The organism is Amphritea pacifica (genome assembly GCF_016924145.1).
GTDB lineage: Bacteria > Pseudomonadota > Gammaproteobacteria > Pseudomonadales > Balneatricaceae > Amphritea > Amphritea pacifica.
In genome coordinates, this window is sequence record NZ_JAFFZO010000012.1 from 59,600 (window position 1) to 73,642 (window position 14,043).

The 14,043-nt window shown below is 54.4% G+C and carries 14 protein-coding genes; 5 read left to right on the forward strand and 9 right to left on the reverse strand.

Translation table 11 applies throughout. The annotated features are described in order from the left end of the window. Nucleotides 1–104: 104 nt before the first annotated feature. From JW499_RS08390 to metK, 9 genes are all read right to left on the reverse strand, one after another. Nucleotides 105–1,379: a dihydroorotase gene (locus tag JW499_RS08390; RefSeq protein WP_205210176.1), complete on the reverse strand. Its 1,275-nt coding sequence runs from the start codon at nucleotides 1,377–1,379 to the stop codon at nucleotides 105–107. Nucleotides 1,380–1,389: 10 nt separating this feature from the next. Then, nucleotides 1,390–2,391 (reverse strand): aspartate carbamoyltransferase catalytic subunit, encoded by a 1,002-nt coding sequence (locus JW499_RS08395; RefSeq protein WP_091360376.1) that lies wholly within the window; start codon nucleotides 2,389–2,391, stop codon nucleotides 1,390–1,392. A gap of 19 nt (nucleotides 2,392–2,410) precedes the next feature. Further along, entirely contained in the window at nucleotides 2,411–2,926 is a 516-nt protein-coding gene (pyrR, locus tag JW499_RS08400) for a bifunctional pyr operon transcriptional regulator/uracil phosphoribosyltransferase PyrR (protein WP_205210177.1), read from the reverse strand. Next, entirely contained in the window at nucleotides 2,907–3,383 is a 477-nt protein-coding gene (gene ruvX / locus JW499_RS08405; protein WP_205210178.1) for a Holliday junction resolvase RuvX, read from the reverse strand. The genes pyrR and ruvX overlap by 20 nt, the downstream gene beginning before the upstream one ends. A gap of 37 nt (nucleotides 3,384–3,420) precedes the next feature. Next, on the reverse strand, nucleotides 3,421–4,002 hold the full coding sequence (locus JW499_RS08410; RefSeq protein WP_205210179.1) for a YqgE/AlgH family protein: 582 nt from the start codon (nucleotides 4,000–4,002) through the stop codon (nucleotides 3,421–3,423). 79 nt (nucleotides 4,003–4,081) lie between these two features. Beyond that, nucleotides 4,082–5,032, reverse strand: a complete 951-nt coding sequence (locus JW499_RS08415; RefSeq protein ID WP_205210180.1) for an energy transducer TonB — start codon at nucleotides 5,030–5,032, stop codon at nucleotides 4,082–4,084. Nucleotides 5,033–5,068: 36 nt separating this feature from the next. Beyond that, on the reverse strand, nucleotides 5,069–6,031 hold the full coding sequence (gene gshB, locus JW499_RS08420; RefSeq protein WP_205210181.1) for a glutathione synthase: 963 nt from the start codon (nucleotides 6,029–6,031) through the stop codon (nucleotides 5,069–5,071). Nucleotides 6,032–6,125: 94 nt separating this feature from the next. Next, a complete protein-coding gene (locus JW499_RS08425) occupies nucleotides 6,126–6,854 on the reverse strand; it encodes a 16S rRNA (uracil(1498)-N(3))-methyltransferase (protein ID WP_205210182.1) in 729 nt (242 codons plus the stop codon). 161 nt (nucleotides 6,855–7,015) lie between these two features. Continuing rightward, the gene (metK, locus tag JW499_RS08430) at nucleotides 7,016–8,206 is read right to left on the reverse strand and encodes a methionine adenosyltransferase (RefSeq protein WP_205210183.1); all 1,191 of its coding nucleotides are present in this window, start codon (nucleotides 8,204–8,206) and stop codon (nucleotides 7,016–7,018) included. Nucleotides 8,207–8,271: 65 nt separating this feature from the next. Here metK and JW499_RS08435 point away from each other — a divergent pair, with 65 nt between their 5' ends. The 5 genes from JW499_RS08435 to fba all read left to right on the forward strand — a co-directional run bounded on the left by JW499_RS08435 (nucleotide 8,272) and on the right by fba (nucleotide 14,010). Beyond that, nucleotides 8,272–8,472, forward strand: a complete 201-nt coding sequence (locus JW499_RS08435; protein WP_205210184.1) for a hypothetical protein — start codon at nucleotides 8,272–8,274, stop codon at nucleotides 8,470–8,472. A 61-nt stretch (nucleotides 8,473–8,533) separates the two neighbouring features. Further along, a complete protein-coding gene (tkt, locus tag JW499_RS08440) occupies nucleotides 8,534–10,528 on the forward strand; it encodes a transketolase (protein ID WP_205210185.1) in 1,995 nt (664 codons plus the stop codon). Nucleotides 10,529–10,587: 59 nt separating this feature from the next. Continuing rightward, the gene (locus JW499_RS08445) at nucleotides 10,588–11,610 is read left to right on the forward strand and encodes a type I glyceraldehyde-3-phosphate dehydrogenase (protein ID WP_205210186.1); all 1,023 of its coding nucleotides are present in this window, start codon (nucleotides 10,588–10,590) and stop codon (nucleotides 11,608–11,610) included. A gap of 75 nt (nucleotides 11,611–11,685) precedes the next feature. Beyond that, nucleotides 11,686–12,846 (forward strand): phosphoglycerate kinase, encoded by a 1,161-nt coding sequence (locus tag JW499_RS08450; protein WP_205210187.1) that lies wholly within the window; start codon nucleotides 11,686–11,688, stop codon nucleotides 12,844–12,846. A gap of 123 nt (nucleotides 12,847–12,969) precedes the next feature. Next, nucleotides 12,970–14,010, forward strand: a complete 1,041-nt coding sequence (gene fba, locus JW499_RS08455) for a class II fructose-bisphosphate aldolase (RefSeq protein ID WP_205210188.1) — start codon at nucleotides 12,970–12,972, stop codon at nucleotides 14,008–14,010. Nucleotides 14,011–14,043 lie beyond the last annotated feature (33 nt).

Sequence of the window (14,043 nt, forward strand, 5' to 3'; positions counted from 1 at the left end):
TTTCGTCACAGTAAAAAAAACGGCGCATCTGATGCGCCGTTTTTTTGTTTCTGCTGATGGTGGTGAGATGTTTAATACCCGATCAGCGATGGGTTATCGGGTTGCTATTGCTGAAACACCACATTGCCTTCGAACAGGGTATAGCGCACCACCCCTTTGAGCGGGAAGCCCATAAACGGTGTATTCGCACCGGCTGAACGACGGTTTTCCTGAGTCAGTACCCACTCCTGTTCTGGATCAAAGATACAGATATCGGCGCTGCTGCCGGGGGTGAGCGTTCCCAGATCGACGTTGAGGACCCGGGCCGGGCCGGTGGTCAGTTTCGCCAGCATCTGCGGTAGCGAGATCAGTTCCTGCTGCACCAGCATCAGTGACAGTGACAACAGTGTTTCCAGCCCCGTCATCCCCGGCTCGGTAGCGGCAAAAGGAGCCTGCTTGGCGGCCAGTTCATGGGGCTGGTGGTCCGAACAGATCGCCTGAAAGCCATCGGCAACCAGCGCATGGCGTAAACCTGCCCGGTCGAGCTGGCTGCGTAGTGGCGGAATCAGGTGGAAGTTAGGGTCAAAGCCACTGACATTTTCATCGGTTAACAGCAGATTCTGAATCGCGATATCAGCGGTCACCGGAAGTCCTCTTTCACGGGCATCCATCACCATTTTGACGGAACGTTCGCAGGACAACTGACCAAAGTGGGCTCTCACGCCGGTCTGTTCGATCAGCAGCAGGCAGCGGGCAACTTCAATGGTTTCAGCACTTTCCGGAATACCACTGAGTCCCAGACGGGTGCAGGTGGTGTCGTCGTGCATGGTACCGCCAGCGGCCAGATCGGCATCCTGTGGCTGGAAAATAACCAGCAGGTCATGGGTCGCCGCATACTCGAGGCAGCGCGCCAGTGTCAGCGAGCTGTGGATCGGTTCCCGGGCGTTGGTGAAGCCGATACAGCCGGCTTTACTCAGTCCATACATCGGACTCAGCTGTTCGCCTTTCAGCTCCTGGGTCAGGGCGCCCATCGGCAGAACCCGGGCGTTGCCAGCCTGTTTTGCCAGGTCCTCAATCAGATCGATCACTGCGGTGTTATCGGCAATCGGTCTGGTCAGTGGTGGCATGCACAGGGTGGTGATGCCTCCCGCGGCGGCGGCGGCGGTTTCACTGGCGATGGTGCCTTTGCGACTGTAGCCGGGCTCACGCAGGTTGGCGCACAGATCGATCAGACCGGGGCTGACCACCAGGTTCGTGGCATCGATCTCCTGGTCGGCCATAAACGCTGCCGGTGGCTCGCCAACGGCAGCGATCTTACCGGCGCAGATAAACAGATCAGTGATCTGGTCCAGGTGGTTGGCGGGGTCGATGACACGGCCGTTCCTGATTGCAATATTCATCGTATTCACCTTATTCGCTCTCCCGCTCAGCCTGATGGTCAGTCATCTGGCCACCCATCGCCATTGACATCACCGCCATGCGCACGGCAATACCGTTGGTCACCTGTTTCAGAATCATCGATTTCGGACCATCGGCGACCGAGGTCTCGATCTCTACGCCGCGGTTAATTGGTCCGGGATGCATCACAATGGAGTCAGGATGGGTGAGCTTCAGTTTTTCTTCGGTAAGACCGTATAAACTGTAAAACTCCGATTCGCTGGGCAGCAGGGCGCTTTGCATCCGCTCTTTCTGTAGTCGCAGCATCATCACCACATCGACATCTTTCAGACCCTGGCACATGTCGGTGTAAACCGTGACGCCCAGCGCTTCTATATGGCGCGGCAGCAGTGTTGTGGGGCCGATCACCCGGATCTCTCTGGCACCCAGGGTGCGCAGGGCGTGGATCTGTGACCGGGCCACCCTGGAGTGAAGGATATCGCCGACAATCGCCACCGTGAGGTGTTCGAATCCCCCCTTGTGCTGGCGGATGGTGAGCATATCCAGCATCGCCTGGGTGGGGTGAGCATGGCGCCCGTCGCCGGCATTGATGACGGCTACATGGGGCGTGACATTGCTGGCAATATAGTGTGCCGCGCCGCTGTCTGAGTGACGCACGATAAACATATCCGAGTGCATCGCTTCCATGGTCATCAGGGTGTCTTTCAGGGTTTCGCCCTTAGAAGTAGATGAGGTTTTGATATTCAGGTTGAGGACATCTGCGGACAGTCGCTTTGCCGCCAGTTCAAAGGTGCTGGCGGTGCGGGTGCTGGCCTCAAAAAACAGGTTAACCACCGTTTTACCCCGTAGCAGCGGTACCTTTTTTACCTGCTGTGCACTCATATCGACAAATGAATCTGCCGTATCGAGGATCTCTGTCAGCATCTCCCGGCTCAGCCCTTCGGTGGTCAGGAAGTGTTTCAGCTGACCGGCGCTATTGAGCTGGATCAGGTTGGGATCTTGTTGTTCAAACATGTCAGATTCCGGCGGTAGGTTAGGGGTTGTCTTTTTTACGGATCTCCAGTGCCAGAGGCACCGGTCCGGTCAGTTTGACCTGCTCGTCATCGGCGAGTTGCAGTGTGTCGCCGGTAACATCCGCCTGAATCGGTAGCTCGCGACGGTTCAGATCCAGCAGCGTGACCAGGGTTATGGAAGCCGGGCGGCCATAGTCAAACAGCTCGTTCATCGCTGCCCGGATGGTTCGTCCGCTCATGATCACATCATCCACCAGAATAATATGGCGGTCTTCGGTAGCACTGGGCAGCGCTGAGGGCTGAACTTTAGGGTTGAGGCCCGCACGGCTGAAATCATCACGGTAGAAGGAGATATCCAGGGTGCCCAGGGGGCTCTCGATACCCAACTGCTGATGCAGGTGTTCTGCCAGCCAGACGCCGCCGGTATGGATGCCAATGACCATCGGGTTGTCCAGCTGTCTTACTTTTATCAGTGTGGTCAGGTCTTCCGCCATTTTGGTGAGCAGGTGATCCACTTTAATTACGCCCGATACCATAGAGGTCCTCCAGTCGGGTTTCACTGGGTATCAACTGGTCTGATGCAAACCAGCTTTCCAGAATCAGTTGTGCGGCGATGCCGTCAACAGAGTTTTCTTTAAAATTACTGCTGCCGCCCCGGGAAAGACTGATCTGCTTGGCTTCCCGGGTGGAAAGGCGTTCATCGATCAGGTAACAGGGGAGCTGGCAGCGTTCTTTGAGACGGTTGGCAAATTTTCGCGCCCGGCGGGACATGTCGCTGATGGAACCATCCATATTCAGAGGGATACCAACGACAATGGCGGCAGGTTGCCACTCTGAGATCACCTTTTCGATCACCGGCCAGTCGGGAACGCCATCCCGGGCGCTGACCGGAGGTAATGGGGTGGCCGTGCCTGTAATGGCCTGACCTGCGGCGATTCCGATCCGTGTGGTGCCAAAATCAAAGCCTATAATTTGACCTGAAAGTGTGATCATTCCGCTTCTTTGAGTGGGTTAGGGCTGATGAACAGGATCAGGCGTGGCCGCTTTGTGACGTTAGCAGATCAAGGTTGATCCCCATCGTCGCGGCAGCGGCCTGAAGTCGCTCTTCAGCCGGGGTGCGGAACATTATATCTAAATTAGCCGGGCAACTTAACCATACATTATCAGACAGTTCCTGCTCCAGTTGCCCGGGTCCCCAGCCCGCATAGCCCAGCGCCACCAGAAACTGCTCAGGCCCGCTGTGTTCACTGATCGCCTGCAGAATATCCAGCGAGGTCGTCAGGGTCAGTTCATCGGTAACATCGTAACAGGATTCCCACTGATTGGTGGTATGCCGGTGGAGAATAAACCCCCGGTCATTCTGTACCGGTCCACCGGCGTAGATCAGATCGTTGAGGTCGCTGTTATAGCTGAACTCCAGGTGTTGCAGTAGCTGTCCCAGGTCCATCTCAATCGGACGGTTAACAACGATTCCCATCGCGCCAGACTCGTTATGTTCACAGATATAGATAACCGTTTGGGCAAAGTTAGGGTCATCCATATGGGGCATCGATATCAGGAAATGCCCCTGAAGGCTGCCAGGGAGGTATATTGAGGGAGAGTCTGAGGTCATAATTATTACCTGCCCTTGTGACGCGAAATAGCGAGATACGGCACTGTATATCCTTATTTTGCGCGTAGCATTCTTACTATTAGTATATCCGGCTGCTTTTCTCAAACTTCCAGGTGCGGATTATCTCCAGCAGATCGGTATTTTTGCGCATCTCGACAGGGAACTTCTGAAAGGGAGCAGCCAGCTGCACAATGCGTACTGCAGCATCGTCGAGAATCTGGTTGCCGGAGGAGTGCAGAATGCTGATCTCCTTTACACTGCCGTCGGGTAAAACACTGACCATCATGCGTAAACTGCCATAGAGTTGATTTTGTTGGGCCTCTTCAGGATAGTTGAGATTACCCACCGATTCGATTTTACGCCGCCAGTTGGCCAGGTAGACTGCATCACTGTGGCTTTTGGTGGCGGCAGAGGTCAGCCGTTTTATGCGTGGCCGCTTTGCATATTCCTGCCGTTGAAACTCCAGCTGAGCTTCCAGACTGGCGATCTCAAGGCTGCGAGACAGCAGTGACTGAGAGCTACCCGGAGCGGGGGGCGGGGGAGTGGACTGCTGGTGTTTTTTCGGAGCGTTAGTTACCCGCTTTTCCTGCTTGGCCTGGGTAATAACAACCTCTTGTTCTGCTGCGGTGGTGTTTTGCTGGTCGGCTACCTCGGCAATGGGTGCTGGCTCTGGTGTGGTGGCCGGTGTGGGTGTGGCGGCACTATCGGTCGGCGGTGTAAGCGGTTGCTGCGGTGCGGTTTCCTGTATATCCCGATGCTGAAAATCGGCTTTCTCCCGGGTTGCCGGCAGCGCTTTCTCTTCCAGCTGGCCACTGCCCTGTTGGTCCGCCTGAGCGATAAAATCGGCCTCTTCCGGAGGCTTATCGCTCTTAAACTGAGCCAGGGTTATCTCCAGGGTTTGCGCGGGTGGCGTCTTCGGTGCCACGGCAAAACCGATCCCCAGTATGGCCGCAGCATGCACGGCTACCGCCAGAAACAGAGTGAAGCCGAGCCGGTCAGCTGCGGAAACCGCGACAGCAGCCTTACTCATAGTGTGTTCCTGTTAGGGCTGGGAATAACATCGCGCTTATGCATTACCCTGATTTAGCTTTGCTTCGATCACATCCATCAGTTGCATACCGATATCCAGACCAAACTGATTGTCCAGTTCGCGGATACAGGTGGGGCTGGTGACATTGACTTCGGTGAGGTAATCACCGATCACATCCAGTCCGGCAAACAGAATGCCCTGCGCTTTCAGGGTTGGCCCGACCTGAGCGGCGATCCATTGTTCGCGCTCGGTTAATGGGCGGCCTTCACCACGTCCGCCCGCGGCCAGGTTGCCCCGGGTTTCACCGTTGGTGGGGATGCGGGAGAGGCCATAGGGAACCGGTTCGCCATCAATCATCAGAATCCGTTTGTCACCATCAACGATCTCCGGCAGGTATTTCTGCGCCATGATGGTTTCTGTGCCAAATTTAGTCAGGGTTTCAATGATGACGCCGAGGTTGACCCCCTGTTCCTGAATGCGGAAGATTGAGGTTCCCCCCATACCGTCCAGGGGTTTGAAAATGACATCTTTAAACTCGGTATGAAACTCCCGCAGCAGATCATCGCGACGCGTCACCAGCACCGGAGGGCAGCACTGTGGGAAGTGGGTGGCGAAGATCTTCTCGTTATAGTCGCGCAGCGCCTGAGGGCGGTTAACCATCAGGGTTTTACCCTGTGCTGCGGCCAGCTCAAGCAGGTGCGTGGTGTAGCTGAATTCGTTATCAAAGGGTGGGTCTTTACGCATCAGCACCACATCCAGAGTACTGACCTCCTCAACCTGATATTCGCCCCGCTCGAACCACTGATCCGGATTCATATCGACCGTCATCGGTGCCATCTTCGCAAGCACTTTGCCATCGCGCAGATAGAGATCTTTCTGCTCCATGTACCAGATCTCCCAGCCCTTACGCTGAGCCGCCCAGAGCATCGCCAGTGAGCTGTCTTTTTTGTAGCTGATGGACTCAATCGGGTCCATCACAATACCGACTTTTACTGTCATCGAATTGCCTTGTTAATCTTTTGATTAAGGGGATTCTACCTGCCCGGTCTGGTCATCACCAGTGTTACTGTTATAGCCCTGTTTGCGAACCTGCTTATCCGAGGTCCCCCCAGAGGTATTGCAGAACCGAAAGGGCCGCGACAGGCGCGGTTTCGGTGCGGAACACCCGCGGACCAAAGGCCACCGGTTTAAACCCCTTTGACAGTGCCAGCTCCACTTCAGTTTCACTCAGGCCCCCCTCAGGGCCGATCAGCAGGGCGACCGATTTGGGTTTATCGAAGTCTTCCAGCGGTTGTTCGGTATGGTGATGCAGAACCAGTTTCAGATCCGCATCAACCCTGTCCAGCCAGTCACTCAGGGATTGGGGTTCATCTATCTCGGGCAGATCGCAGCGCAGGCTCTGTTCGCAGGCGCTGATAGCAACCTGCTGCCAGTGTTGACGGCGCTTATCCTGACGTTCACTGTTTAGTCGCACTTCGCAGCGCTCGGTAAACAGTGGCACCATCTGATTCATTCCCAGCTCCGTGGCTTTCTGCACCGCATAGTCCATCCGTTCACCACGGGAGACAGCCTGGCCGATAGTGACGCTGAGGGGTGAAATGCGTGCCGGTTGAGTGGTGCCGGTGATGCGTGCCGAGGCATTGCGTTTAGCCACTTCCGTCAGTTCTGCAGAATACTCAAGGCCATCGCCATTGAACAGGATGAGTGGGTCGCCGGGACGCATTCTCAAGGCCCGGGACACATGCTGAACCACGCTGTCGCTGAGGTTGATTTCGCTATCCTCAGTGATCGGCTGAGGTTCGTAGAAGCGGGGAATTCTCATTATAAATATCAATCAGGCTGAAAGTTGAAGGGGGTATTATGCCACGGCATAAAAGGATCAGTTAGAGGGATTATTACGCTTTGATATATTGTTGCGGACAGGCAATAAAAAAGGCCGGATTCGCATCCGGCCTTTGTTGTATAGCTAAGCCTGAAAAGAGCTTAAAGACCCGCAGCAGCGCGCAGTTCGTCAGCTTTATCGGTTTTTTCCCAGGTATAGGCGGTAAAGGTATCGTTACCCACCGTCATCTCGTAGGGGTTTTTGCCGAAGTGGCCGTAAGCGGCTGTCGGGCGATACATCGGGTGCAGCAGATCCAGCATCCGGGTGATCGCGTGCGGACGCAGGTCGAAGTGGTTGTTGACCAGTTCGATGATCTTAGCGTCGGAGATCTTGCCGGTACCAAACGTATTGATCGATACCGAGGTCGGTTCAGCAACACCGATGGCGTAAGATACCTGGATCTCACACTTATCGGCCAGGCCTGCAGCCACGATGTTCTTCGCGACATAACGACCCGCATAAGCAGCAGAACGGTCAACCTTGGAAGGATCTTTGCCTGAGAACGCGCCGCCACCATGACGAGCCATGCCGCCGTAGGTATCAACGATGATCTTACGACCGGTCAGACCACAGTCGCCCACAGGACCACCGATCACAAAGTTGCCGGTTGGGTTGATGTGGAATTTAGTGCTCTTGTCGATCCACTCTGCAGGCAGGGTGTGTTTGATGATCAGCTCCATCACCGCTTCCTGCAGGTCAGCCATAGAGACTTCCGGGTTGTGCTGTGTTGACAGAACCACCGCATCGATACCGACCGGCTGGCCGTTTTCATAACGGAAGGTGACCTGGCTCTTGGCATCCGGACGCAACCATGGCAACAGACCGGATTTGCGCGCTTCTGCCTGACGCTCAACCAGACGGTGGGCGTAGCAGATCGGTGCCGGCATCAGCACATCGGTTTCGTTGCTGGCATAACCAAACATCAGCCCCTGGTCTCCGGCGCCCTGATCTTCAGGCTTGGCGCGGTCAACTCCCTGATTGATGTCAGGCGACTGCTTGCCGATGATGTTCAGCACGCCACAGGTGGCGCCATCGTAACCGACATCAGAGGAGGTGTAGCCGATATCGCAGATAACGCCACGAACCAGCGCTTCCAGATCGACCCATGCAGAGGTAGTGATCTCGCCGGAAACAATCGCGACACCGGTTTTAACCATGGTTTCACAGGCTACACGGGCGTATTTGTCTTCAGCAATTATTGCATCAAGAACCGCATCAGAGATCTGATCGGCGATCTTATCAGGATGACCTTCGGAGACTGACTCCGAGGTAAACAGGCTGTATTCGCTCATTACGCGTCTTCAATCCTAGCTAAGGGAGATAAATATGGTATCGGACCGTCGGCCCGGGTATAAGAATGTCAGTTATTTTAATCGTCTTGCGCCATGATTGCATGGGCGGTCTTCCGGTTTTGGATGATTTTTTTACTTTTTTAGATGAAAACCACTCATTTTCATTAAATTTATCTGAAATAGGTTTGAAGCTGGGGGACGGTTACGAGAAAATAGCCGCCTATTTTTTTATCGGTGCCGGTCTTCGTTATCTTCACAAGAGATAACACAGCCGCCGCAAACACTTTTTAATCTCAACTTGGGCTTGTTCGGCCCTGGAGTGAATGAATGTCCTCGCGTAGAGAACTTGCCAATGCAATTCGTGCCCTCAGTATGGATGCTGTCCAAAAGGCTAAATCCGGTCACCCTGGTGCACCGATGGGTATGGCGGATATCGCTGAAGTATTATGGAACGATTTCCTGAAACATAATCCGGCAAACCCGCATTGGCTGGACCGCGATCGCTTTGTTCTGTCGAACGGTCATGGTTCAATGCTGATCTACAGCCTGCTGCACCTGACCGGTTATGATCTGTCGATTGATGACATCAAGAACTTCCGTCAACTGCACTCCAAAACAGCGGGACACCCGGAGTATGGTTATGCGCCGGGTGTCGAAACCACCACCGGCCCTCTGGGGCAGGGGATCACTAACGCAGTCGGCTTTGCCATCGCTGAGAAATCCCTGGCGTCGCAGTTTAACCGTGAAGGTCACGAGATCATCGACCATCACACCTATGTTTTCCTCGGTGATGGCTGTCTGATGGAGGGTATCTCCCACGAGGCCTGCTCACTGGCCGGTACTCTGGGACTGGGTAAACTGATCGCGTTCTACGACGATAACGGCATCTCTATCGATGGTGAAGTTGAGGGCTGGTTTACTGACGATACCCCTAAACGCTTTGAAGCCTACGGCTGGCAGGTGATTCCAAATGTGGATGGTCACGATGCGGAGCAGATTAAAGCAGCCATCGAAGCGGCGCAGGACAACGAAGATCAGCCAACCCTGATCTGCTGCAAAACCATTATCGGTTTTGGTTCCCCTAACAAGCAGGGTAAAGAGGATTGCCACGGCGCACCTCTGGGCGACGAAGAGATCGCACTGGCCCGCAAACAGCTGGGCTGGGAACATGATGCCTTTGTGATCCCTGAAGATATCGCTGCCCAGTGGAATGCACTGGAGTCCGGTGCGGTGCTGGAAAGTGAGTGGGAAGAGCGTTTTGCCGAATACAGCAAAGCTTACCCTGCTGAAGCCCGTGAGCTGATCCGTCGTTACAGCGGTGAGCTGCCAGCGGACTTCTCCGATAAAGCTGATGCTTACATCAAAGAGCTGCAGGATAAAGGGGAAACCATCGCTTCCCGTAAAGCCTCTCAGAATGCTCTGAATGCCTATGGCCCGCTGCTGCCTGAACTGATGGGCGGTTCTGCTGATCTGGCCGGTTCGAACCTGACTTTGTGGTCCGGCTGCAAGGGCGTGACTAAAGATGATGCCTCCGGCAACTACCTGTTCTACGGTGTGCGTGAGTTTGGTATGTCTGCCATCATGAACGGTATCGCTCTGCATGGCGGTTTTGTGCCCTACGGTGCGACCTTCCTGGTGTTTATGGAATATGCTCGTAACGCGCTGCGGATGGCGGCGCTGATGAAGCTGCGTGCGATCCATGTGTACACCCACGACTCGATTGGCCTGGGTGAAGATGGCCCGACCCATCAGCCGATTGAGCAGATCGCTAACCTGCGTCATACGCCGAATATGAGCTGCTGGCGTCCCGCGGATGCGGTTGAGTCTGCGGTAGCCTGGAAATCTGCGCTTGAGCGTGCCGATGGTCCGACAGCGATGATCTTCTCCCGTCAGAACCTGCCTCATCAGGCACGTACCGATGAGCAACTGGCGAATATCGCCCGCGGTGGATATATTCTGCGTGATACGTCTGGCACTCCGGATGCCATCCTTATCGCTACCGGGTCTGAAGTGGGTCTGGCGATGGACTCTGCAGCAGCCCTGGAAGCCGAAGGCAAGCAGGTACGCGTAGTCTCTATGCCATCCACTGATCTGTTTGATAAGCAGGATGCTGAGTACCGTGAAGCGGTGCTGCCGTCTGCTGTTACTGCCCGGGTTGCGGTGGAAGCGGCGCAGGCGGATTTCTGGTACAAGTATGTGGGTCTGAACGGTGCTATTGTGGGGATGACCACTTTTGGTGAGTCAGCACCCGCGGGTGATCTGTTTAAACTGTTCGGCTTTACTGTCGAAAATGTAGTTGAAAAAGTAAAGTCTGTTCTCTGAGTGCAGGCTGATAAAAAAGGCCAGCTGATTCAGTTGGCTTTTTTGTTTAACGAGGTGGTATGGCGTACCGGGTTGCAATAAATGGTTATGGCCGCATCGGACAAAGTGTCCTGCGGGCTATCTATGAGTGTGGCTACCGCGAACAGCTGCAGGTGGTGGCGATCAATGAGCTGTCTGACATTGAGACGGTCACCTATCTGACCCGCTATGACACCACTCACGGGCGTTTCCCGCTGCCTGTATCGCATAATGGTACTGAGTTGCTGATCAATGGCGACAGGATCCGGGTGCTTAACGAAGCCTCCTCTTCTGCTATGCCCTGGCAAACGCTGGATATTGATCTGGTGCTGGAGTGTTCCGGTTCATTCAGTGACCGCCCGACCGCCCAGCAGCATCTTGACAGTGGTGCCAGAAAACTCCTTTTCTCCCAACCCGCTGGCAGTGATGTTGATGCCACGGTTATCTATGGATTTAATCAGCAGTTGCTGGCCGCAGAGCAGACTATTGTTGCTGCAGGGTCCTGCTCGACCAACTGCATTGTGCCGATTCTGGATCTGTTGCACCGGGAGCTGGGGATTATCAGTGGCTTAACCACCACCATTCACTCAGCGATGAATGATCAGCCGGTGATCGACAGCTATCATCAGACCGATCTGCGGCTTACCCGCAGTGCGATGCAGTCTATTATCCCGGTGAATACCGGGCTGCATCGCGGTATCGACCGTTTGCTGCCGGAACTGGCGGGCCGCTTTGAGTCGCTGCATGTACGGGTGCCGACCATTAACGTATCTCTGCTGGATATCTCTCTGAATGTCTCAGAGGAGACCAGTGCAGCGCAGGTTAATCAGATCATCCGTCGTGCTGCAGAAGGTCCGTTAAGAGGACTTTTAGGTTATACCGAAGAAGCACACGCTTCGGTAGACTTCAATCGGGATTCCCGTTCCGGTGTTGTCGATGGTACTCAGACCCGTGTCAGTGGCGGCAATATGATAAAACTGATGTGTTGGTTCGATAATGAGTGGGGTTTTGCCAACCGGATGCTGGATGTCGCTCAGGCATGGCTTAACTGCCGGTCCGACTGAAAAACTGAAGTAATTTTAAGGTATGGTCTGCGAAGACGGTACTCTACTTTTTTAGATTAGAAAGCAGGAAATATTATGAGCGTATTGAAAATGACCGAACTGGATCTCAAGGGCAAACGCGTCCTGATCCGTGAAGACCTCAATGTGCCGGTCAAGGATGGCAAGGTCACCAGCGATGCCCGTATTCGTGCATCACTGCCAACCATTAAGCACGCTCTGGACGCGGGTGCTAAGGTGATGCTGATGTCTCACCTGGGCCGCCCAACTGAGGGTGAGTATGATGCAGCCAGCTCACTGGCACCGGTGGCTGCTCATCTGGCAGGCCTGCTGGGACGTGAAGTTCCGCTGATCAGCGACTGGCTGACGGGGGGCTTTGATCTGGCAGAAGGCGGTGTCGTACTGCTGGAAAACGTACGTTTCAATGTCGGTGAGAAGAAAGATGATGAGGCGTTGTCTAAGCAGATGGCCGCCCTGTGCGATATCTATGTGATGGATGCGTTTGGTACCGCTCACCGCGCTCAGGCGTCGACTCATGGTGTTGCTAAGTTTGCCCCGGTAGCCTGTGCAGGCCCTTTGCTGGCGGGTGAGCTGGAGGCGCTGGAAAAGGCGCTGGATAAACCGGCCCGACCAATGGCTGCTATTGTTGGCGGATCGAAAGTGTCTACTAAACTGACGGTACTGGAATCGTTGTCTGATAAGGTTGATCAACTGATTGTGGGGGGCGGTATTGCTAATACCTTCCTCGCTGCTGCGGGTAAGCCGGTGGGTAAGTCGTTGTGTGAACATGATCTGATTCCCACCGCAAAAGCGCTGATGGATAAGGTGAATATTCCCCTGCCGGTGGATGTTGTGGTTGCAACTGAGTTTGCTGAAACCGCCGCTGCGACCGTTAAGCTGGTCGATGATGTGGCTGAAGATGATATGATTCTGGATATTGGTCCGCAGTCTGCTGCGAACCTGGCCGAACTGCTGAAAGAAGCCGGTACCATTATCTGGAACGGTCCGGTCGGTGTGTTTGAGTTTGATCAGTTTGGTGAAGGCACTAAAGCACTGTCGCTGGCGATTGCTGAGAACAAAGGTTTCTCGATTGCCGGTGGCGGTGACACCCTGGCGGCGGTGGATAAGTACGGTATCGCTGACCAGGTGTCTTACATCTCAACCGGCGGTGGGGCTTTCCTGGAGTTTGTCGAAGGTAAGGTATTGCCAGCGGTAGCGATGCTGGAATCCCGCGCCTGATTAAAACTATTGCGCTCATAACGCTTTAATAGTGGGAATATAGAGTGGAGCAGCTGATCTATTCAGCTGCTTACGTTAGAATTTACAGCCGCAACCCGGCTTAATTTTTTAAAAGGTGAAGATATGGCTCTTATCAGTATGCGTCAACTGCTGGATCATGCCGCAGAGCATGACTACGGCATCCCAGCGTTTAACGTGAATAACCTGGAACAGATGCGCGCCATCATGGAAGCGGCTGACAAGACCAACTCGCCGGTAATTGTTCAGGCGTCTGCTGGTGCACGTAAATATGCGGGCTCTAACTTCCTGCGGCATATGATTCTGGCGGCGATTGCTGAGTTTCCGCATATTCCGGTGTGTATGCACCAGGATCACGGCACCTCTCCAGCGATCTGTCAGCGTTCCATCGCGATGGGCTTCTCCTCCGTCATGATGGACGGCTCCCTGAAAGAGGATGGTAAAACCCCCTCTGATTATGAATACAACGTTGATGTTACCCGTCGTACCGTAGAGATGGCCCATGCGTGTGGTGTTTCTGTTGAAGGTGAACTGGGTTGTCTGGGGTCTCTGGAAACCGGACAGGCTGGTGAAGAGGATGGTGTTGGCGCTGAAGGTACACTGTCCCACGACCAGATGCTGACCGATCCGGAAGAAGCATCGGACTTCGTGGCTAAAACAGGTGTTGATGCGCTGGCGATTGCCTGTGGTACCTCCCACGGTGCTTACAAGTTCACCCGTCCGCCAACCGGCGATATTCTGGCGATTGACCGCATTAAAGCGATCCATGACCGCATACCGAACACTCACTTAGTTATGCACGGTTCCTCCTCTGTTCCACAGGAGTGGCTGGCGATCATCAACGAGTTTGGTGGTGAGATTCCTGAGACCTACGGTGTGCCGGTTGAACAGATCGTTGAGGGTATTAAACACGGTGTGCGTAAGGTCAATATCGACACTGACCTGCGTCTGGCATCTACCGGTGCGGTACGTCGCTTCATGGCGCAAAACCCTTCTGAGTTCGATCCGCGTAAATTCCTTAAAGTGACCATGGATGCGATGAGCGAGATCTGTATTGCCCGCTACGAAGCGTTCGGTACTGCCGGTCATGCGGATAAGATCGTACCGATCTCTCTGGAAGGAATGGCGGATAAGTACGGTTTGTAACGCCGATTGTTAGTTGTAAAAAACGCCCCTGTC